The sequence below is a fragment of the Salinicoccus kekensis genome, from assembly GCF_900220995.1.
GTDB classification, from domain to species: Bacteria; Bacillota; Bacilli; order Staphylococcales; family Salinicoccaceae; genus Lacicoccus; species Lacicoccus kekensis.
On record NZ_OBQF01000002.1, the window covers coordinates 233,057 to 253,827 of the forward strand.

23 protein-coding genes are annotated in these 20,771 nt (G+C 52.0%); 6 read left to right on the forward strand and 17 right to left on the reverse strand.

What is annotated here, in order from left to right; translation table 11 throughout:
• Window positions 1-130 precede the first annotated feature (130 nt).
• The 4 genes from CRN96_RS05905 to nagE form a co-directional block, all read right to left on the reverse strand.
• Window positions 131-1,195, reverse strand: coding sequence for an NAD/NADP octopine/nopaline dehydrogenase family protein (locus CRN96_RS05905; protein ID WP_097040114.1), 1,065 nt, complete (start codon window positions 1,193-1,195; stop codon window positions 131-133).
• On the reverse strand, window positions 1,196-1,609 hold the full coding sequence (locus CRN96_RS05910) for a (deoxy)nucleoside triphosphate pyrophosphohydrolase (RefSeq protein WP_097040116.1): 414 nt from the start codon (window positions 1,607-1,609) through the stop codon (window positions 1,196-1,198).
• Window positions 1,610-1,648: 39 nt separating this feature from the next.
• Window positions 1,649-2,755 (reverse strand): iron-containing alcohol dehydrogenase, encoded by a 1,107-nt coding sequence (locus CRN96_RS05915; RefSeq protein ID WP_097040118.1) that lies wholly within the window; start codon window positions 2,753-2,755, stop codon window positions 1,649-1,651.
• Between the two features lie 93 nt (window positions 2,756-2,848).
• Window positions 2,849-4,351 (reverse strand): N-acetylglucosamine-specific PTS transporter subunit IIBC, encoded by a 1,503-nt coding sequence (nagE, locus tag CRN96_RS05920; protein WP_245844559.1) that lies wholly within the window; start codon window positions 4,349-4,351, stop codon window positions 2,849-2,851.
• A 126-nt stretch (window positions 4,352-4,477) separates the two neighbouring features.
• Between nagE and nagA the strand changes: the two genes are divergently transcribed.
• Window positions 4,478-5,635 carry an N-acetylglucosamine-6-phosphate deacetylase gene (gene nagA / locus CRN96_RS05925; RefSeq protein WP_097040120.1) on the forward strand — a complete coding sequence of 386 codons (1,158 nt, stop codon included), beginning with the start codon at window positions 4,478-4,480 and terminating at the stop codon, window positions 5,633-5,635.
• Window positions 5,636-6,169: 534 nt separating this feature from the next.
• Here the strand turns inward: nagA and CRN96_RS05930 are convergent.
• Together CRN96_RS05930 and CRN96_RS05935 are read right to left on the reverse strand one after the other, a co-directional pair.
• Window positions 6,170-6,487, reverse strand: a complete 318-nt coding sequence (locus tag CRN96_RS05930; protein ID WP_097040122.1) for a hypothetical protein — start codon at window positions 6,485-6,487, stop codon at window positions 6,170-6,172.
• 25 nt (window positions 6,488-6,512) lie between these two features.
• Window positions 6,513-6,818, reverse strand: coding sequence for a thiamine-binding protein (locus CRN96_RS05935; protein ID WP_097040123.1), 306 nt, complete (start codon window positions 6,816-6,818; stop codon window positions 6,513-6,515).
• A 93-nt stretch (window positions 6,819-6,911) separates the two neighbouring features.
• Here CRN96_RS05935 and CRN96_RS05940 point away from each other — a divergent pair, with 93 nt between their 5' ends.
• Window positions 6,912-7,106, forward strand: a complete 195-nt coding sequence (locus CRN96_RS05940; protein ID WP_097040124.1) for a hypothetical protein — start codon at window positions 6,912-6,914, stop codon at window positions 7,104-7,106.
• Window positions 7,107-7,159: 53 nt separating this feature from the next.
• Here CRN96_RS05940 and CRN96_RS05945 read toward each other — a convergent pair whose 3' ends face one another.
• From CRN96_RS05945 to CRN96_RS05975, 7 genes are all read right to left on the reverse strand, one after another.
• The gene (locus CRN96_RS05945; protein ID WP_097040125.1) at window positions 7,160-7,855 is read right to left on the reverse strand and encodes a DUF1028 domain-containing protein; all 696 of its coding nucleotides are present in this window, start codon (window positions 7,853-7,855) and stop codon (window positions 7,160-7,162) included.
• Between the two features lie 92 nt (window positions 7,856-7,947).
• On the reverse strand, window positions 7,948-8,820 hold the full coding sequence (locus CRN96_RS05950; protein ID WP_097040126.1) for a DNA-3-methyladenine glycosylase family protein: 873 nt from the start codon (window positions 8,818-8,820) through the stop codon (window positions 7,948-7,950).
• Entirely contained in the window at window positions 8,817-9,680 is an 864-nt protein-coding gene (locus CRN96_RS05955; RefSeq protein ID WP_245844560.1) for a M23 family metallopeptidase, read from the reverse strand. The genes CRN96_RS05950 and CRN96_RS05955 overlap by 4 nt, the downstream gene beginning before the upstream one ends.
• Before the next feature lie 68 nt (window positions 9,681-9,748).
• Window positions 9,749-10,669, reverse strand: a complete 921-nt coding sequence (locus CRN96_RS05960) for an ABC transporter substrate-binding protein (RefSeq protein ID WP_179647125.1) — start codon at window positions 10,667-10,669, stop codon at window positions 9,749-9,751.
• Window positions 10,670-10,755: 86 nt separating this feature from the next.
• Complete coding sequence (locus CRN96_RS05965) at window positions 10,756-11,154, reverse strand: PH domain-containing protein (protein WP_097040130.1); 399 nt, start codon at window positions 11,152-11,154, stop codon at window positions 10,756-10,758.
• A gap of 28 nt (window positions 11,155-11,182) precedes the next feature.
• A complete protein-coding gene (locus CRN96_RS05970) occupies window positions 11,183-11,737 on the reverse strand; it encodes a VanZ family protein (protein WP_097040131.1) in 555 nt (184 codons plus the stop codon).
• Window positions 11,734-13,506 (reverse strand): ABC transporter ATP-binding protein, encoded by a 1,773-nt coding sequence (locus tag CRN96_RS05975; RefSeq protein ID WP_097040133.1) that lies wholly within the window; start codon window positions 13,504-13,506, stop codon window positions 11,734-11,736. The genes CRN96_RS05970 and CRN96_RS05975 overlap by 4 nt, the downstream gene beginning before the upstream one ends.
• Before the next feature lie 79 nt (window positions 13,507-13,585).
• On the opposite strand from CRN96_RS05975, the gene CRN96_RS05980 reads away from it, so the two are divergent.
• Genes CRN96_RS05980 through CRN96_RS05990 form a run of 3 tightly spaced genes read left to right on the forward strand, consistent with a single transcriptional unit; the run spans window position 13,586 to window position 16,044 of the window.
• Window positions 13,586-14,485 (forward strand): ABC transporter ATP-binding protein, encoded by a 900-nt coding sequence (locus CRN96_RS05980; protein WP_097040135.1) that lies wholly within the window; start codon window positions 13,586-13,588, stop codon window positions 14,483-14,485.
• Window positions 14,478-15,686 carry an ABC transporter permease gene (locus tag CRN96_RS05985; protein WP_097040138.1) on the forward strand — a complete coding sequence of 403 codons (1,209 nt, stop codon included), beginning with the start codon at window positions 14,478-14,480 and terminating at the stop codon, window positions 15,684-15,686. The genes CRN96_RS05980 and CRN96_RS05985 overlap by 8 nt, the downstream gene beginning before the upstream one ends.
• Before the next feature lie 52 nt (window positions 15,687-15,738).
• Window positions 15,739-16,044, forward strand: coding sequence for a hypothetical protein (locus tag CRN96_RS05990; protein ID WP_097040140.1), 306 nt, complete (start codon window positions 15,739-15,741; stop codon window positions 16,042-16,044).
• Window positions 16,045-16,254: 210 nt separating this feature from the next.
• Here the strand turns inward: CRN96_RS05990 and nagB are convergent, their stop codons facing one another.
• The 3 genes from nagB to CRN96_RS06005 all read right to left on the reverse strand — a co-directional run bounded on the left by nagB (window position 16,255) and on the right by CRN96_RS06005 (window position 19,191).
• Window positions 16,255-16,977: a glucosamine-6-phosphate deaminase gene (gene nagB, locus CRN96_RS05995; protein WP_097040142.1), complete on the reverse strand. Its 723-nt coding sequence runs from the start codon at window positions 16,975-16,977 to the stop codon at window positions 16,255-16,257.
• 92 nt (window positions 16,978-17,069) lie between these two features.
• Window positions 17,070-18,644, reverse strand: coding sequence for a glutathione ABC transporter substrate-binding protein (locus CRN96_RS06000; RefSeq protein WP_097040144.1), 1,575 nt, complete (start codon window positions 18,642-18,644; stop codon window positions 17,070-17,072).
• 109 nt (window positions 18,645-18,753) lie between these two features.
• Entirely contained in the window at window positions 18,754-19,191 is a 438-nt protein-coding gene (locus CRN96_RS06005) for an SRPBCC family protein (protein ID WP_097040146.1), read from the reverse strand.
• 142 nt (window positions 19,192-19,333) lie between these two features.
• Between CRN96_RS06005 and CRN96_RS06010 the strand changes: the two genes are divergently transcribed.
• Window positions 19,334-19,756 carry a GNAT family N-acetyltransferase gene (locus CRN96_RS06010; protein ID WP_097040148.1) on the forward strand — a complete coding sequence of 141 codons (423 nt, stop codon included), beginning with the start codon at window positions 19,334-19,336 and terminating at the stop codon, window positions 19,754-19,756.
• 31 nt (window positions 19,757-19,787) lie between these two features.
• Here CRN96_RS06010 and CRN96_RS06015 read toward each other — a convergent pair whose 3' ends face one another.
• Window positions 19,788-20,681, reverse strand: a complete 894-nt coding sequence (locus CRN96_RS06015; protein ID WP_097040150.1) for a YitT family protein — start codon at window positions 20,679-20,681, stop codon at window positions 19,788-19,790.
• Window positions 20,682-20,771 lie beyond the last annotated feature (90 nt).

Consider the following 20,771-nt stretch of genomic DNA (forward strand, 5'->3'; position numbering starts at 1 on the left):
ATATAACCTCCCGTTAGTATTGATCTGATCTTAACTTCATTATAGATGCTTTGCTGCTTTAAAAAATTGATCCAGATCAAGTTTTGAAGGTTATCTCAAAATAAAAAAGCCGGCCCAGAGCCGGCTTTTCTTATACCTGTGCGTTCAGATCACGTCCGGCGTCGAGGCCGAGGCGTTCCAGTGTCAGCGGGTGATGGAAATATTTTTCATCCAGCATCAACCGCGTCAGATGGATGATCGAGTCTATCGTCGGCGTCTTCACCTTCACCGCTTCGGCGATGCTCTTCCAGAGCATGAGCCCGTTGGTGACGTCTTCGACGATATAGCGGTTCTCGAGTGACGACGGGCCGGGCAGGTCTTTCAATATCGGGCTTGTATTATACTGCTCCTGCAACGACTCGCTTTCCCTGAAATATTTGCTGCGCACGGAACGTTCGGCTTTACTGACCGCATCGAGGCCGAGCGCCCTGCATATGCCCTGGCGCTCCATATCGATCTCTTCGATCACTTTGATCGTGTGTTCGGTCACGCCGTCCTTATACAAATAAAACTCATCGCCCCGGTTGTCGATGAACCCCGTGTTCAAAATCGCAGGCGCCGGATGGCTTTCCGGGTTGCCGTTGTTCAGTGCCGGTTCCATGATGTTTTTCGCCGGCACGAAGCAGTCATACAATTGATCCAGCTTTTCAAGCATCACCTTGGTGTCTGCCGCCGGGTAGGCGCTGAACAGGTTGTGATGGCTGTAAAGGATCACTGCCGCCTCGTTTTCCATGTAGTCGTATCTTGCAGCATATGTGAGCGACATGGATTCGCCGACATACACTTGGAGTTCGGGTCTCGTTTCTTTCAGATAATTGTGGATCAGGATGCTGAACATCGAGCTCGCACCGTTGATATAGATCATCTGTCCATCTTTCAGATGCGGACTGATTTCTTTAAAAATATCGAGCAGTGCGTTGGTCGGCAGGCATGTCATGATGACATCCGCATCGGCCACAGCGAGTTTCGGGTCCTGCGTGTACTGCTGGAAGCGGACCAGCCGGCCTTTGAAACCCACGTGCCCTTCCATTATGTTCGGGTGTGGATCCTTCAAAGCATTTTTCGAGTGGTACAAAGTCACTTCGTGCCCTTTTTCAGTCAAATCCGCCGCTGCTACAATGCCGCCGTTACCTGCCCCTATTATCGAGACTTTCATTTACTTGATAGCTCCCTTTTGTGTTTGAATCATTTCTATTGCCGGTATATCCGCCGGTGCCCAGTCCAGGTCACCGATATTTTCCCGGCTCATCCATTTCATGTCGACATGTTCCAAAAGTTTGATTTCTCCTGCAAGCAATTCCGCGTAATAAGTCGTGAGTTCCACAATGCCGAAATCGTACTCATATGTGGTTGTCGTTATTTTATCCAGTACGTCGATCCGGCATTCCATCTCTTCTTCCAGTTCCCGTACAAGTGCCTCTGTTTCAGTTTCGCCAGTTTCCACCTTACCTCCGGGAAATTCCCATTTCAGCGCTAAATTTTTGTCTTCAGGCCGCTGGGCGCATAATATTTCATCATCGGAGTTCACGATGACCGCACCGACGACCCTGATGTACTTTTTGTCTGCCATTGTTCATTCCCTTTTCTATTTTCGGTCATTATACCAGATTTACTTCTGACTTAAAAATCTGAACACTTCCGCCTGCTCCGGTTGGGCCATGTTGTTCTTCATATCCGCTGCTGCAAACCCCCGCTCGATGATCTCTTCGATACCGCCATGTCCGATGCCGAGATCTTCAAATGTCATCGCAAGGCCCGCCGCAAGCTTCAGTTCATCAAGGCGCCGGTTCAGATCCCGGGCATCACTGAACCCAATCATCTCAGCATGCGCATCAAGCTCCGGGTTCGCCTGTGCATTGATGATGTACCAGTCGCCTGCAGTGAGCGCGCAGGCCTCCCCGTGCGGCACACCGTAATGGGAGGTCATATAGTAACTCAAAGCATGCGAACCCGAAGTCCCGGTCTGTGAAATGGCCATCCCCGCCATCAGGCTTGCGGCCGCCATGTTCTCCCGAACCCCGTTGTTCATCGGTTCATGGTACGCACGCTCCAGGTTTTCAAATGCAAGCCTGGCAGCAGAAACGGCGAGCGCGTCCGATATCGGATTATGGGCGGCCGATCCGAGGCAGTCCAGTGCGTGGCAGATGACATCGATGCCTGAGACCGCCGTGACTGCAGCCGGACATGTCAAAGTCAGCTCCGGATCCACGATTGCAACTTCGGGATAAAGCCCCTCACCCATAAGCGGCACTTTCAGGCTGTTCGCCTCATCACTGATGACGCTCACCGGCGTCACTTCGGACCCGGACCCGCTCGTCGTCGGAATGGCGATCACCGGCAGGCTCACCTGAAAATCCGTCCGTTCCAGCAGCCGGTCGATATCGATGCTCTCCAAATAAACTGCTGCGGCCGCCTTTGCCGCATCCATCACTGAACCGCCGCCGATCGCGATCAGGCAGTCCGCCTCATGCGTCTCCATTACGCCGACGATGCGCCGGACGTCTTCAAGCGTCGGATTCGGTGTGATGTTGGTCACGACATCTTTGACGTCGTCCCCGAGCTGCGATTTCACAAGGCGGTCGAGCCCGTTGTCGATCTGGGAAGCCGACATGACGATGACGTACGATGAAAAATTATAAGGCCTGAGCATATCTTCCAGTTCCGAAAATACGCCCTGCCCGAAATGGACCTTGACGGGATGCTGATATAAAAACATGATGTACCTCCCCTTTTCTTTAAATATCATACTACCACTTTTACCCGTCCGTCCGATGAAAAAAGCACCCCTGAAAAGAGGTGCTTCATGAATTTACAGCATTTTCTTCATTTCTTCTGCGACATGTTCGACTTCTGTGCCGACGACGACCTGGATATTGTTTTTGCCCGGTTTCGCAATGCCGTGCACACCTGCCGCCTTGATCTGCCCCTCATCCACTTTTGACTCATCATGGATATTGATGCGGAGGCGCGTCGTGCAGTAGTCGACCGTGTCGATGTTCTCCCTGCCGCCGAGACCGATCAGGATCTGATCCGCCTTACGCGTGTATTTGTCATCTGCATGTGAAGGCCGGACCGTATCCTCATCCCCGTCATCCTCCGTTGCCTCTTCAGTACTCAGCACCGCATCATCGCGGCCCGGCGTCTTCAAATCAAGTGCCGGAATGAGCGCCCTGAAGATGACGTAGTACAGGATGAAGAAGAACACACCCTGCACGAGGAGCATCCACGGCTGGTTCGCGACCGGATTGTTCAGGCTGAGCACCATATCGACGAGCCCCGCACTGAAGCCGAATCCTGCGGTCCATTCGAACGTTGCCGCGATGAACATTGAAATCCCGGTTAGCAGCGCATGTACGACGTACAGAAGCGGTGCGAGGAACATGAATGAAAATTCAAGCGGCTCCGTCACCCCGGTCAGGAAAGCGGTGAGTGATGCTGTAAGCAGAAGCGACCCCGCCGCTTTCTTATATTTCGATTTTGCGGTGTGGTACATCGCAAGTGCCGCACCCGGCAGCCCGAACATCATGATCGGGAAGAACCCTGCCTGATAACGGCCGGTGATCCCCTGTTCGCCCGACCCCGACAGGAAGTTCGGAATATCGTTGATACCGACGGTATCCCACCAGAAGATCGAGTTCAGGGCGTGATGCAGCCCCGTCGGAATCAGAAGCCGGTTCGCAAATCCGTAGATCCCCGCACCAAGTGCACCCATATTCAATATCCATTCACCGAATGTCACAAGCGCACCGTACAGGAGCGGCCATAAGAAGAATAAAACCAGACTCACGAAAATCATGACGAATGATGCGATGATCGGCACCGCACGGCGTCCGCTGAAGAATGCCAGATATTCCGGCAGCTTCACATCACTGAACTTGTTGTAGAGTGCCGCCGCGATCAGACCGGTCACAATACCGATCAAGACGTTGTTCTCGATGACCCCGAAAGCTGCATTCACTTCATCCGGCGAGGTGCCGGTGTACATTGCGACCGCATCCGCACTGAGCAGTGTGATGACCACAAGGAATGATACCAGCCCCGAAAGTGCCGCGGCACCGCTTTTGTCCTTCGACATCCCGAATGCAAGACCCACTGCAAATATCAGCGCCAAATAGTTCAAAATCGCGTTGCCCGCATTGATCAAAATCGCCGCTGCAAGATTGTTCTCCCCCCAGCCGTCCGGATCGATTGCATAGCCGATGCCGAGCAGTATCGCCGCAGCAGGCAGGACCGCAACCGGAAGCATGAACGAACGCCCCATGTTCTGAATGTAACGAAACGCACCTGTCCCCTTCGTACTTTTCCCCTTCATATTTCTCCCCCTCATCAAAAAATGATAAAATATGTAAAGCATGTAATCTTACATAAATATACCACATAAAATAAAAGGGATAAATCACAATTTTATTGTGAAATTATATTTAAAAAGGAGCCTGCCATGTCTTTGCTGATCACAAACATCACACTCGTCACCCACGAATCAATGATGGAAAACCAGTGGCTGAAGATCGAAGGGGGAAATATCGCCGCCATCGGGCCGATGAGTGAAGTGCCGGCGGCCGCCCGGACAATCAACGGGCGGGGACACTATCTTCTCCCCGGCGCTGTGGAGACCCACATACACGGGGCGGCCGGGGTGGATGCCATGGATGCGGATGAAAATTTTGTGAGGGCGATCAGCCGCCACCTGCCTTCGACCGGCACGACCGCATTTTTGGCGACCACCATGACCTCAAGCCTTGACGAGATCCGCGCCGCGATCGAAAACCTGTCGGACTACCGGTATGCGGGCGGTGCCGAGATGCTCGGCATCCATCAGGAGGGGCCCTTTATTTCGATGAAGCACCCGGGTGCACAGGACCCCCGCTTCATCCTGCCGCCGGATGCGGAGACGCTCCGAAGACTGCAGGACGCTTCCGGTAATCAAATACGCCTCATGACTTATGCGCCCGAGGAAGATCCGGAGTCTGAATTGCTGCAGGCGATGGAAGAGCTTGGCATCATCCCCTCCGCCGGCCATACCGATGCGACATACCGCGAGCTCGAGGATGCACACCGGCACGGGCTCGCGCACATCACCCATCTGTACAACGGGATGCGCGGGCTGCATCACCGGGAGCCCGGTGTGGTCGGCTACAGTTTCATGGGCGATGCTTATGTGGAAATCATTGCGGACGGCGTGCATTCGACGCCTCAAATGGTGAAGCTCGCCTACGATAACATCACATCCGACAGGATGATCATGATCACCGATGCCATGCGCGCACAGGGTGCCGGCGACGGCCGGTACGACCTCGGCGGTCAGGAGGTTTTCGTCGAAGGGAACACAGCACGCCTTAAAAGCGGCGCCCTTGCCGGCAGCGTGCTGACGATGAAGCAGGCGGTCAAAAACATGCTCGAGTTCACCGGCTGCGGCTGGATGGACATCGTGAGGATGACCTCCTTCAACGCTTTGACATCACTCGGGATGATCCATGAGCGCGGGATGCTCCGGGCGGGGCACCCAGCCGACCTCGTTATGTACGATGAAAATAAAGAACTCGTGATGACGATCGTGCGCGGCGAAGTTTATTATGAGAGGCACCCGGATGCGTAACCTTTGAGGTCGTTTCGGGCTGATGTTGCGATTCCGGCACCTGTTTCCGCAACTTTCGGGGCAACCTTGGCACAACGTTGCGATTCCGGCACCTGTTTCCGCAACCTTCGGGGTGACCTCAGCACAACGTTGCGATTCCGGCACCTGTTTTCGCAACTTTCGGGGCAACCTTGGCACCACGTTGAGATTTTGGCACCTGTTTCCGCAACTTTCGGGGCAACCTTAGCACAACGTTGCGATTCCGACACCTGTTTCCGCAACCTTCGGGGCAACCTTGGCACAACGTTGCGATTTCGGCACCTGTTTCCGCAACCTTTGGGACAATCCAGGCATGATATTGCGATTCCGGCACCTGTTTCCGCAACCTTTGGGACAAGCCCGGCACAACGTTGCGATTTCGGCACCTATTTCCGCAACCTTTGGGACAGTCCCGGCACAACGTTGCGATTTCGGCACCTGTTTCCGTAACCTTCGAGGCAACCTTGGCACAACGTTGCGATTCCCCAACCCACCTGCGGGCAAAATAAAGACACCCTATCCGGGTGTCTTTATTTTGTAATCATATTGTTTGAAGCGGACGGTCAACGGGATGACGCCCAGTATATAAACGAGGATGAGGGCACCTGTCAGCATGACCGAGGTGCCCATCGGCAGCTGCATGAGCGGGATGCCGATGAAGACGAGCAGCGCGAGCGACAGGACCGCCACATAGTCGACGATGATCGACGCAGTGGACGGCTCGATATATGATTTGCAGTCGGGGCATTTCGTCCGCGTCCTCGGTTTCAGTGCATACCCCAGCACTTTTTGTCTGTACGTCCACTTATGGCCGCATATCGGACATTTCGCCATGATTCCACCCCGCTCCCCGGTTCGCCTACTCTTCGTCGTCGAACTCGTAATAATCCTTCAGGATTTCTTTGATGGAGATCTTTTCTGATGACTGGACGAGCTTGATGTTGTTGACGACCCTGGCCGCACCATCTTCACCCAGATGACTGTTCAATTTCTTCACAAGGTTCAACAGCTCATCGATGCTGCCCTCGACGGTCGTCTCCATCGGGCCGACAAAATGCGTAAGCCCGCTGTTCTCGATGATGTCGATGGCACTGTCCACATTTGAGAATGCCTCATTCTTATCCGGGTAGTACGGGAGTAACTGGATGCTCATAATGTAATTCATGATAAATCCTCCTATTTGGTAATGATCTCTTTAAATTTATGATAACATTATTGAAAATGGATGACTATCAATCACATGACTTTTGGAGGTCTTATGGATACTGCAGCTTACAAATGGCTCAACTTTTTACTCACCCTCATCGCAGCGATCGCAATCTACTATTTCCTGCACGACAGCATCCCCGCCCAATTCCAGATCCCCCTGATGATCGGCCTCGTCATCATCGTCGTCGTCAGCCTGATCGTCGCCTTCCGGCGCGAGACGCCGGGGAGCGGTAAGGATGAATAATAAAGAACACCAGTCAACCGGATGAAGCGTGGCTTCCGGCGGATCGGTGTTCTTTATTTCTCGTCCTGAATCAGACTGATGTCCCGGGGGACAAATGCGCCTTTCGGATTCGCAAGTGTGGGGAGCATCTTCATCAGCGGGGAGAGCTCTTTTACGGTGACTGTATAGATGCGGCGCAGTTCCGCAACGGGATCATGATGATCATCGACCCGGAGATCGAACAGCGGATACTTTTCCTTATCAACGACGAGCAACGCCGCCGACTGCCTGCCCCTTTTATCTCCGCCCGCCTCCTGCCCGGCTTCGAGGGCAGCCGTCAACCGTTCGGATAAGGGCTGACCTTCAGTGTTTTTGAACGTCTTTTCCATTTCAATGATCGTCTCTTCCCCGACCAGCATGTTTCCGGCAACCGCATAACCTGTGCCCGTCAAATGGCCGTACCACCCGTCACATTGCTCTCCCGAGAATGCTGCAGATCCGCCGTCCCCATCCACGATGGCCACCTGCCGCTTTTCCGGATCGGGGTCTTCGGCGAGCACTTTTTCCGAAACCGCTTCGGCGCCCAGCCCGTCTTCAAGGTAACTGATGCCGTTGATGCCGATATAAGGATTGATGAAGGATTGCGTTGAAATTGCACCGAAGCCCGCTTTTGCGTATGGGCATAATGCGCCCACCGCAGGGAGCTTGGTCGATATCGCGATGCCCAGCTGATTCGTTTTTGCACATCTTGCCGTAATGGAAAAAGTCATTTGAATGCACCCCTCTTTGGTTCATTTTATGAATAAAAAGCGTGGACGACGCAACTGATCCAGCAGCTCATCGCACACATCGGGACGGTCTGTTACAGCGTCTCCCACATGTAAAGTGTTGCGTACATGCCGAATTCGCCCCATTGGTCCGTGACTTGATCGATATATGCCCGGGAGGGGGCGGCATCCATGCCGTCGACGAGGCGGATCGCATTTTTGATGCCGGCATCTCCGACCGGTACGGCATTCCTGAACTTCAGCGTGCGCATCAGGACGGTGTTCGCACTCCACGGTCCGATGCCCCGGTATGACGTCATATATTTCAGCACTTCCCCGTAGTCCTCAAAGGTCTCGAGCCGCGCTTTCGAAAGTTCGCCTGCATCGACACCCTTCATCACGTCCTGTATATATTCCGTCTTCCGCCTTGAGATCTGCATCTCCCGCAGCACGTCGCTGTGGATTGCGGCGATTTCGGCCGCAGGGGGCATCAATAAAAACCGCTCCCCTTCATACTCGAGGTGGTGCCCGCAATATTCGACGACTCGCCGCTTCAATACATACGCAAAACTCATCGTGATCTGCTGGCCGAGTATCGCCCATAAAAATGCATCGGTGATATCGACTTTGCCCACCATCCGGTAGCCATGGCGCTTTTCGACCATCCGGCCGAGGCGCTGGTCCCCGCAGGCAAACTCATAAAATGACTCCAGATCATAACCAAGGTCCAGCCATTCGATGCAGTAGTCCCTGATGTCTTCAGAAGATGCCCCTTCATTGAATAAAACTTCGATCTGCACACTGTCTTCCGCACCGGCAGTCAGTTTCATCAGCACTTTATGGCCGCCGAACGATTCGGCCTTGTAGACCGCATCATTTTTCACCGTATACAGACAGTCGTCCTGCCGCTTCATATACCTGAGCGTCTCTTCAAAGCTGTAGGGGCCGCGCGCTTTTATCTCCATCATTTACGGCCTCTCACATTATCACCCTGCACCGGTTCGCGGCCTGATGCAAATTGGATGCGGATGGAGTCGGATTCATGGGGATCGATGCCGCCCATCACATGGAAATGGAGATGCGGCGTATCGGAAGCACCGCTGTTGCCGCACTGTGCAATCATATCGCCGGCAGCCACCTCGTCACCCGCCTCGACCATTATCGAACGGTTCCTGAGATGGGCGAGGAGGGAATATTCATTGTTCGCATGCTCGATGATGACCGCATTCCCTTCCGGCGCTTCGGTGTTCATCTCGAACGGTACATTATCGGCGATGCCGTCAAGCACACGCACCACCGTGCCCGCTGCAGGGGCGGTCACCGGACTGCTGTAGGCGTAGTATGCATTCAAATCATCAGCGTCGCCGGAGTGTGCCATGCCGCCCTCTTTCCTGATGAAGTCGTAGGCATAACGCTGATGTTTGTGCGGATAATGGTAGTTCATGAAGTTGTTCGCCCCGCCCCAGAGCACAAACCATTCACCCGTGAACGGCAGATGGTAGCGGTTGATCGTGAGCACCCGGTCCGTCTTGAATTTTTCGTAGATGTCGAACTGGACGCCGACGATCTCCCCCGCATCGTTGAAGGCGGTGACGACCATCCGCTCAGTGCCTGAATCCACCCAGCAGAACCGCTTGATGCCCGGCTCGAGCTGCGACTGATGTTTCAGCTGGAATCTGCCCGTGCCGTCCCGGAACTCGGATGCGGCCTCCGCGAAATCGTTCATGCTCATCCGGGATTTGAACACGGAGGCCGTCTGCCTGTAGATTCGTTCAAAGTTGCCGTTTGAAAAATGATAGCCGAACTCTTCAGGATATATATTTTCCATTGTCATATTACCACCGTCCTTAATGCTTTCATCATACATAAAAAAAGCGGATGCGTCACGGCATCCACTTACTCTAGTTTTTCAATTATAATGCGGGCCTGGCCTTCGAGCGAGATGAGGTCATTGGTGATGAAATCCTCCGCTTCGACGACGAGCACACGGGCTTCCGGAATCGACAGCGCCGCCGACAATTCAGCCGCAAGGTCACCTGCTTCGGTATCGGGATGTTTATTCACAAGGACGTAATCCGTGCCGAGGTCCCGAAACGCAGCCGGAGGATGCTGCTCAAACGGTTCCGCCTCCCTCAATCCGCGGAAATCCCCCGCGACATCGAAACCGAGCAGGTCGTACATGATCTCGGTGCCGTACGCTGAAAACTCATCATAGATGAAGAACCCCTCCGCGCCTTCGACGAGCACCGCCGCTTCATGTTCAGCGGGGTCGAAGGTGAGCGCCCGCCTGTGTTCGGTCATCCGTTCCATCCAGTCGTCCGTAAGTGCTGCAGCCTGCTCCTGCTCACCGAGGATCACGCCCATCTTGGCAAGCTGCATGAGGTAGACGCGGTCCCCGTATGAATTGAAGAATTCATCGTTGTAGTTGAGTGAGATCACCGGGGCGATTTCACCGTACTCCGCCCGGTGCATATGCTGGCCGCTGAGGACGATGAGGTCCGGATCGACCCCGCGCACCGCTTCGAAATCCGCTTCCCCGATGAATGAGACGTCACCCAGATGTTCATTGACGAATTCATTGCCGCGCACACTTTCTGTGACGGCTGCGATATCCGCATCCAGGAGATGCGCATTGAGCACATCGACCGGCCGCATCAGCACCATGCGTTCCGGATCGGCGGGGATTTCCACCTCGCCTTCGTTGTCCGTCATGAGCCGGCGCACTTCCCCGTCTTCGGATACACTTGTTTCCCTGAAATTGCTGCAGCCGGTCAATATGAGGACGCCTGCAAGCAACATTAAAATTTTAATCTTCATAATCATGTATGCTCCTAAAAAATATCCCCTCAATTATACAATAAAAATAGGCCGGTGCATAACCGGCCTATCATGATGCCGTATAATCAACGCGCATCTTCATAAATGTAGTTTTCATATTGCAGTGCACGGGCTCTGTGTTTACGGTAGAACTCCAAAAACTTCTGAAGGTTCTTATCATGGGTGACATTCATGGACACTTCGATCTTCTTGCCCAGCCAGAAATGGATGATCTTCCCCGATAAAGCCCGGTTTTCCACAGTGACGAGTGAAATATCCGTATATTTCAGCTGATGATGTTCGATTTCCCCGTCAACATTCTCTATATTGACGAATACCCGCTCCGTCGTCAGCACCAATGCGCCCTGGAAGATATACTTTCCGTCATTTTCAAATTCAATCGTTCCGACAAGTTCCGGGCCGATGGCTTCATGTGCTGCAAGTTCAATATTTGATAAATCGTACAGATTCTTGTTTTTGTACATACTTGCATACCCCCTTGTTTGACCTGCTTTATTTTCCCTTTCCCGTTGTGAGAATATTATAAACAATCTGTATCTTTAAAGCAAGCACTCCGCATAACATTCCAAGCACACCGCCGGTGGTGTTCAAGATGACATCATCGACGTTTGAAATCCTGCCGATCGGCAGGACATATTGGAGCACTTCAATGGTGACGGAGACGAAAAGGGACAGGAAAACCGTAAGCCCCGCCCGCCTCGTCAGGATGTATGTGAAGAAGCCGAAAGGTATGAACAGTATGATGTTCAAAAATAGCGAGTTGAAGATCGCCCTCGGGGTCGCATACTGCAGTGTTTCAATGATGCTCAAAAAAGGCGTCAGCTGCACAAGACGGTTCGGATAATCCGTCGGCATCAGCGTGACCAGCACCATGCCCACGAGATTCACCGTGAATCCGATGTAAATGAGCAGGGTGAGTTTCCGTTTCAGGTTATTCAGCTCGTGCCCCGATGTCCTGCCGAGCAGCAGAAATACGGCCACGATGCCGATGAACAGTATGAAGAATACCGGGATGACCGGTGCAAATGCATGATAAAGCTCGATCATGTCGCTACGCCCCGTTCCTGCGTGAATTGCTGATCCGTAAACGTCTTATACATGGTATGCGTCCGCATCAGTTCGGTATGGGTGCCGCTGCCGGTCAGCCGGCCGTTCTCAATGAAGAAGATGTTATCTGAATTGATGATCGTACTCAGTCGGTGCGCGATCACAAGCACCGTGCGCCCTTTCATCAATTCATCAAGCGCCTCCTGGACGAACCGTTCGGAGCGTGAATCGAGGCTTGCGGTCGCCTCATCAAGCATCAGTATTTCAGGGTCCTTCAGGAAGGCCCGGGCAATGCCGATCCTCTGGCGCTGACCGCCGGATAATTTGATGCCCCGCTCCCCGACTTCCGTATCGAGACCGTCTTCAAGCTCGTCGATGAATTCCGAAGCGTAGCTGCTTTCGGCGGCCCGCTCGATATCCTCTTCCGTATAATCGCCCGTTTCCAGGCCGTAGGTGATGTTGTCCCGGATGGTGCCTGAGACGATGGCACTCTCCTGGGCGACGTAGCCGATGTTTTTGCGGAGTTCGTATAAAGGGATGTTGGTGATATCCTCCCCGCCGATCAGTATCCGCCCCGAATCGATTTCATAATACCGCTCGATCAGTGAGAAGATCGTCGATTTCCCGCTTCCGCTCGGCCCGACGAAGGCGACCTTCCGGTTCGGTTCCGCACGGAATGAAATATTTTGAAGCACCGGTGCGCCTTCGATATAGCCGAAGCTCACATCTTCAAACTCGATGCTGTTGAACTTGATGTCCTTATCCGGAAGTTCCGCGGCATCCGGCTCATCATCCATCTTCAGTATATTGATGATCCGCTCGGTTGCACCGAGTGCCTTATTGAATTCGGTGAAGAACATCGCGAACATCGTCATCGGCATGATGATCTGGAACAGGTATAGAAGGAAGGCCACCATCGTCCCGATCGTCATCGTGCCGTCGGCGACGCGCAGGCCGCCGTAGGCGATGATCAGAATGATGACGAACATCATGACGGTCGACATGATCGGTGAAAGCAGCGCGTTGATCGCCGCCTCCTTCATACCGTAGTCGTAAAGCCTCTTTATCCCGCTGCGGCCGGTCTTCCTTTCATATGCTTCCCCGTTGAATGATTTCATCAGGCGGATTTCACCGAGCGTCTCCTGGGACGTGCCGGTGAACGCCGCGGTCTCATCCTGCAGCTGCCTCGATATCCTGCCCATGCGGCGTCCGAGCGGCAGGATGATGAAGATTGAAATCGGCACCGATACGAACATGATCAAAGACATCCGCCAGTCCAGTATGAATAAAATGATCACTGCCCCGACGATTGAGAGCGTGCCGTTGATCACCTGCGGGAAGTGCGAGGTGATCAGGTTTTTGATGATGGCGGTATCGTTGACGAGCCGGCTGACCGATTCACCGCTTTTCGTCGCATCATAATATTTCACGGGCAGCTTCAAAAACTTATCCCACACCATTTCCCGGAGGCGCTGGATGATCGTCTGCCCGACTTTGGCCAGCACATAATATGAGATGCCGTCGAGCACGGCACTGATCAGAAACAACCCGATGATCGCCGCAGCGAGCCCCGCTGTGAACATCTCCGTATCGAAGCCGTCGATGAACGACTGCGTCAGAAGCGGCACGATGAGCCCACCGATCATGCCGAAGAACGACAGCACGACACCGGTGATGAAGAGCCCTTTATTCACTTCCGTCCGGTTCAATAAAGACATGAAGTCCTTAAAAGAAGCCGACGGTTTTTTATTTTCCTTTACATTTTCCATTATTGATTCCTCATTCTGGTTTAACTATTTGGATTGTATTCTAATATGATAAACTAAATCTATTCAGGGGGGAATAAATATGAGTCTCGTACTTTCAAATCTGACAAAACAATTCAATGATTTCACAGCTGTGGACGATATAAATATCGAGGTGCCCCGCGGCAGCATGTACGGCTTCCTCGGCGGCAACGGCGCCGGCAAGACGACGACCTTCCGGATGCTGCTCGGCCTGCTCGTACCGACCGCCGGAGATATTACATATGACGGTGCGAAAATCGGTTATGACATGACCGATAAAATCGGCTACCTGCCGGAGGAACGCGGCCTGCATCCGAAGCTTCAGGTCGATGAGCAGATCCAGTACCTCGCACGCCTCAAAGGCATGAAAAAGCAGGAGATCGACCGGCAGCTGGACTTCTGGCTTGAGGAATTCGAAGTGCCTGAAAACAAGCAGAAGAGAATTGAAAAACTGTCGAAGGGCAACCAGCAGAAAATCCAGCTGATCGCATCCATCATCCATGAACCGGAGCTGATCATTTTGGATGAGCCGTTCAGCGGCCTCGACCCCGTGAATGTGGAGATCCTGAAGAAGGCGGTCAAGGAGCTGAACCGGAACGGTGCCACGATCCTATTCAGCACCCACCGCATGGATCATGTGGAGGAACTGTGCGAAGAGCTCTGCATACTGAATAAAGGGCGCCAGGTCGTCAGCGGCAACATCGATGATATCAAGGCGGACTTCGGCCAGAAAGAGCTGATCATCGAAGGGAAACATGACATTTCATTTTTGAAGGAGTTTCCGGGCGTGCTTGAAATGAAACAGAACAGGAACAAAAGCGTCATTAAAATCGCCGAGGAGAAATACGCGGAGGACATCTTCCATGAAATCGTCAAGCTCGGCTACTTCAAGCGGTTCCAGGTGAATGAGCCGTCACTGAACGATATATTCATTGCGAAGGTGGGCCGCCAGTATGAATAAATTCCTGACCACTTTCCGTCATACGTACTTATCCAAAGTCAAAGCGAAATCATTCATCATCACGACGATCATCGTCATGCTGCTGATCATCCTTGCGGGGAATTTCAATAAGATCATGAATTTATTCGACGGTTCCGAAGAGATCGGGACGGTGGAAGTTGAAGCATCCGATGCATTCACAGAACAGTTCAGCGAGGTGCTCTCCCGGATGAGCGGAGAGATGAGTGTTGTCGAAAGTGACGGGGATATCGTCATTACGGTCAATGAGACGGTGCCCGTCAGCGCGGTCGTCGAAAGCGAGTTCAACATCAATGCCGCACAGCAGGCGGAGATTGAGATCGCGCTCGAAGATATGAACCGGATGATGGTGATGGAGACGCTCGACCTCTCCGAAGAGGAAGCGGCACTGATGATGGCTGAGGTTTCGGTCGATTATGAAACTTCGGTCTCCCCTGCAGAAGGTGAAGTGGAGGTGGAGGCCGGTGCCGAACCGAACTATCTGAACGTCGTCATTTTCTACATTACTGTGTTCGTCATGTTCTTCATCGTCATCAACTATGCGAGCCAGATCGGCACGGAAATCGCGATGGAGAAATCGTCGCGGGTGATCGAAATGATCGTCTCGAGCGTCTCGCCGGTCAATCACCTGTTTGCGAAAATTCTCGCAATCATCTGCGTGAGCCTGACCCAGCTGTTCTTCTTCGTCGTGACGATCATCGCGGTCATCTACCTCGTCGATATCGGGGAGCTGATTTCGGAATTCGGCCTCGAGGCCAATGACCGCACCGTGCCGATGATCATCTACAGCCTGATCTTCCTGCTGCTCGGGCTCGTGTTGTACTTGTCGGTGTCCGCCCTGCTCGGCTCGTTTGTTAGCCGGATGGAAGATCTGCAGCAGGCGCTGCTGCCGGTTACGATGATGTCGCTCGGCGGCATGTATTTAGGGATGTTCAACCTGTTCGATCCGGGCAACCTGCTTGTCCGCATCACCAGCTACTTCCCATTCTTCACACCGTTCGTCATGCCTTTACGGGTTTTAGATCCGGATACGTCGCATGTGACGGTGCTGATTGGCATCATCGTTGTGCTTATCACCATCGGGATCGCCGTCTACTTCGCCGCCCGGATTTACAAGGGCAGCATACTGTCGACGGACCAGGGCATAATCAAAAATATAAGGAAATTCAATAAAGGCGAATGATGGAAACCCGGGGCTCCCCGGGTTTTTTATTTTTGAATTATGAGGCGATCACATGGCCTTAAAAATCACCGTGAATGAGCAGCAGGAGAATAAAACTGCTCACTCAACTTCAAAAATCACCGTGAATGAGCAGCTGCGGGTCAAATCTGCTCACTCAGCTTCAAAAATCGCCGTGAATGAGCAGCAGGAGAATAAAACTGCTCACTCAGCCTTAAAAATCACCGTGAATGAGCAGCAGGAGAATAAAGCTGCTCACTCAACCTTAAAAATCACGTTAACTAAACACTTGGGAGCCTCTGCCGTTCAGATGTCCTTGAAAATCATGCTAACTAAACACTTGGGAGCCTCTGCCGTTTAGATGGTCGTGAAAATCATGCTAACTAAACACTTGGGAGCCTCTGCCGTTTAGATAACCTTAAAAATCACGCTAACTAAACACTTGGGAGCCCGTGCCGTTCAGATGGCCTTGAAAATCTTCGTATCTGAACGGCGGCGTTCGAAAGATACTCCCAAAACGCCAAAAAAGAAGCCGGGAAAAATCCCAGCTTCTTCTCAATCATAAATAAAGTTACTCCCCGGCCGCTTCCTTATCGACGATGACGGTCACGTCATCATGTTTCTGAAGTATAGTGACAGGAATGTCCTCAGTCACTTCACCGTTCAGCAGTGCATCGACGGCATACTGCTTTCCTTCGCCTGAAGCGAGGAAGAGGATCGATTTCGTCTCCATGATCGTCTTCAGCCCCATCGACAGGGCTTCGGTCGGTACATCTTCAACTTTTTCAAAAAATCTTGAGTTATCTTTAATCGTCAGGTCGGTCAGTCCGACGACCTGGGTCACACTGTCAAATGGAGTACCGGGTTCATTAAAACCGATATGTCCGTTGCGGCCGACGCCGAGCAGCTGCAGGTCGATGCCGCCGAGGTCCTTGATCAGCTGTTCATAATTCTCGACTTCAGCCTGAAGGTCCTCCGCCTTGCCATCGGGCAGATGTGTATTTTCCAGAGGAAGGTCGATTTTATCAAAAAATTCCTCGTGCATAAAATGGTGGTAGCTCTGCGGGTCGCCCTCGCCGAGACCGACATACTCATCCAGGTTCACTGTGTGGACTTTCGATAAGTCGATCTTGTTTTCGTTCAGCATATCCGCCAGATATTCATACATCCTGTGTGGGGTCGACCCTGTCGCAAGCCCCAATGTGATATCCGGTTTATTTTTTATAGCCTGATAAATAATTTCTGCAGCTTCTTTACTCATGGCGTCATAATCGTGCGCTTTAATGACCTTCATAGTAAACCTCCAATCAATCTTTCATATAATAGTACTATATCAGGAAGTTGTCTATTCAACCATAAAAAATTCAACGATATAGAAAGTTTTTATCATTTTTCCAAATCTTTCAAATATGGGAAACTGCTCGGATACTGGTAATAGCCAGACAAGTCCTCATTCAGTCCGGCAAGCAGCACGGAATGGTAGACCGGGACGAGCGGCGCTTCATCAACGATGATCTGCTGGGCATCTTCATAGAGCTGCAGCCGTGCTTCTTCATCCGTCTCCGTCCTCGCTTCATCCAGCATTGCATCGACTTCCTCGTTCGCATAACGCGTCCGGTTGCCCGGTGCACCCATATTATCCGAATGGAACATCGGATAAAGTCCGTAATCCGCATCGAGCGTCACCGTGCCCCAGCTGCCCATGAAGACATCATGGCTGCCGTTTGCGGTGTATTCCTGATAGGCCCCTGACTCCATCTGGTTGATTTCCAGATCGATGCCGAGCTCTGAAAGCTCACCCTGGATGAATGTCGCAATGTCCGCATTCGTCCGGTCGTTCACCACGATCTCCGCAGAGAATCCGTCACCGTGCCCCGCTTCTTCAAGCAGCTCCCTTGCCGCCTCGATATCATGTTCAATCGGCTCGATGTTTTCACTGTAGCCGTTCACCGTCGGGTTCAGCGGTGTCGTTGCGACTGCCGGGATGCCTTCAAGCATTTCATTGATGATGGCTTCCTTATCGATCGCCATTGCGATTGCACGTCTGACATCCGGGTCATCGAACGGTTCGACTTCCGTATTGAAGCCCATATACGTCATATTGGCACTTTCATTCTGCTCGACATAAGTGCCGTCGGTACCGTCGATCTGTTCCACATCACCCGGGTTCACCGGGTAGATCAGATCTGCATCCCCGGTCGATAGCTCGGCGATCCGTGTCGCATCTTCGGGAACGGTCTTGAATGTCACGCCGGCAGGATTCGCAGGCTCACCCCAGTACTCTTCATTCCTGACGAGTGTCACTTGATCCCCTTCTACGATTTCATCAAATTTGAAGAAGCCCGTCCCGACCGGATTCCTGTGCACTTCAGTCAGCGGATCCCCGCCTTCCTCCATCTGCGCGTAATCCTCATCGATCACTTCTTTGCTGATCATATGTCCGCCCGGGTGCGCAAGATGTGCCGGGAGCGCCGCGAATGGTTCTGCGGTATGAATATGGACAGTGCGGTCATCGATGATTTCTACTTCAGAGATTTCGGTGAATAAAAATTCAAGCGGCGCGCCGACCTCCGCGTCGCGCACACGGTCCAGATTCGCCTTCACCACTTCGGCATTGAATTCGCTGCCGTCATGGAAAGTGATGCCGTCACGCAGGACGAATTCCCAAGTCGTTTCTTCGATCTGCTCATATGACTCGGCAAGCCCCGGCTCAAGCTCCAGATCCTGATTGAGCTTCACCAGTGTTTCGTAGATGTTCGTCATGACATACAGGGAATACCCGTCATTCGCTGCGTGCGGATCCAGTGAACTCGGCAGCGACAGCAGGCTGAAGTTGATATGTTCACCCTCATTCTCCTCCGCTGACTCCCCGTTATCCGCAGCCTCTTCGACCCCGCTGTCATCCGCGCAGGCGGTGAGCATGAGCAAAGCGCCAAACAATAATATGTATAACTTTTTCATATATAAAACCCCTCCTTATATTCATTGATATTATACATAGTATCAGACTAGGAATAAAGATAATTTTCACTTTTTTGTTTCAAATAAAAAAATAAGCCGTCATCGCGGCTTATTTCTCTATATGGTCCACCAGCTTGTCCATGCTGCGGTTCATGATGAGGCCGATGACGGGTTTCATCGCACCGGCAAGCACTTTCGCCCTTGTTTTTGCGTTGCGCAGTTCCGAACGCACTGAAATGTCCACGCCGCCGTTGTTCGGCACGACCGTGAAGTGCGTGATCACATCCGCCTGTCTGAATCTTGAGCGGACGGCGATTTTCCGATCATCGGCGTATTCGACGACTTCACTGCGGAAGCGGTATGTCTTCCCTTTGACGCTCAGCGTTGTGAGGAACTTCGCCCCTTCCTCCCTTTTTTCATTGGTGCTGTACTCGATCCTGTCGATGATGCCGAAGACTTCCTGCAGCTTCCGATCGTCATTGATGAATTCAAAAACTTCTTCAGGGGTCGCCGAAACGTCCCATTTCTGATAATTGTAGATTTCCATATATGATTCACTCTTTCCTGATTGTTATAGGGTTCTCCGTCAATATACCCAATTATAAGAAACATATTTTGAAAACACAATTATTCTTTCATTTTTCAGAACATTCCATTATGATGAGTTTATTGAAGAGGAGTTGGACGTCATGATTCATCTTTCTACAGAGAGAGGCATTTCAAAAGAAGCTTTGCTGGAATTTTATTCCGCAAAACAGATCAAGAAGTATGAGAACCGGGATGATGCGCTGTACGAGGCGGTCGTGAAATCGGATTACCTCGTGACGGCCTGGGACGGCCACAGGCTCGTCGGAATCATCCGTTCATCGGGGGATCATATCTTCACACAATACATAAACAATATCCTGATCCATGACGACTACCTCACGAAGGGCATCGGTTCAAAGATGATGGATATGTATCTCGAGGAGACCCGGGAAGTCATGGACCTCTACATGATGTCGGGCAGGAAGGTCGCGAAGGCCTTCACCATCAACTGGTTCGAATACCGCGGCTTTAAAAGGGTCGCCGAAGTCGAGGGCTTCCAGGTCTTCCATAAGAAGCAGGGATGAAAAAAAGACAGGTTGCCCTGTCTTTTTTGCTTTATATGAAGTAGTTGCCGAGCACGCTGTTCACATCATGCACGACGACGAATGCATTTTCATCGTACCGCTTGATGAGCCGCTTCAGCCGCGTCAACTGGGATTTATTGATGACGACATATAGTACGTCCTTATCCTTCTTCGAATAAAATCCGCGCCCGTTCATGATTGTCACACCGCGCCGGATTTCCGTATTGATCATCTTGCCGAGCACTTCCGGCTTTTCGGTGATGATCGTGATCGCCTTCTTCGGATTCATACCTTCTATGATGAAGTCCATCACCTTCGTCGCAACGTACAGTGCGATCACGGTGAGGAGCGCCTGCTCGAGCGTCATCACGGTCAGGCCGATGGCCACAACGATCAGATCGAAGAACAGAAGTGCATACGAGACGTTGACGTCCAGGTATTTGTTGGCCATACGGGCAAGTATCGTCGTTCCGGCGGTCGTCGAACCGATGCGGATGATCAGCCCGATGCCGAGCCCGATGAAGAGGCCCCCGAACACGGTGTTCACAAGAATCTCATTCGACTCGATCTGCCAGTCTTCCGTGATCCACAGCATGAGCGATGTCATCGGGATCGTGATGATCGTATAATACATCGCCCGCTTGCCGAGGAACCTGAAACCGACGATCAGAATGAGGAAGTTCAGCACAAGGTTGCTGAGCGCCGTCGGGATGCCGTATGCGTAGAAGAGGATGATCGATATCCCGATGAAGCCCCCTTCACCAAGGTTTCCGGCAATCATGAACGAGTTGACGCCTATTGCGAATAAAAAAGATCCCACGATGATCGTGATGAAATTGATGATCGTCTGCTGAGTGATTTTAGGGTTGAAAGAAATCTTCTTCTTTTCAAAATTCGTCTGTTTGAGCTTTTTCCTGATCTTCATCGGGCCGCCTCCTCCATAATAATTATCACCGCTATAGCATATAGCTTTTGGTATAATATTTCAATATTTGGAGGAGAAGTTTAAGTATTC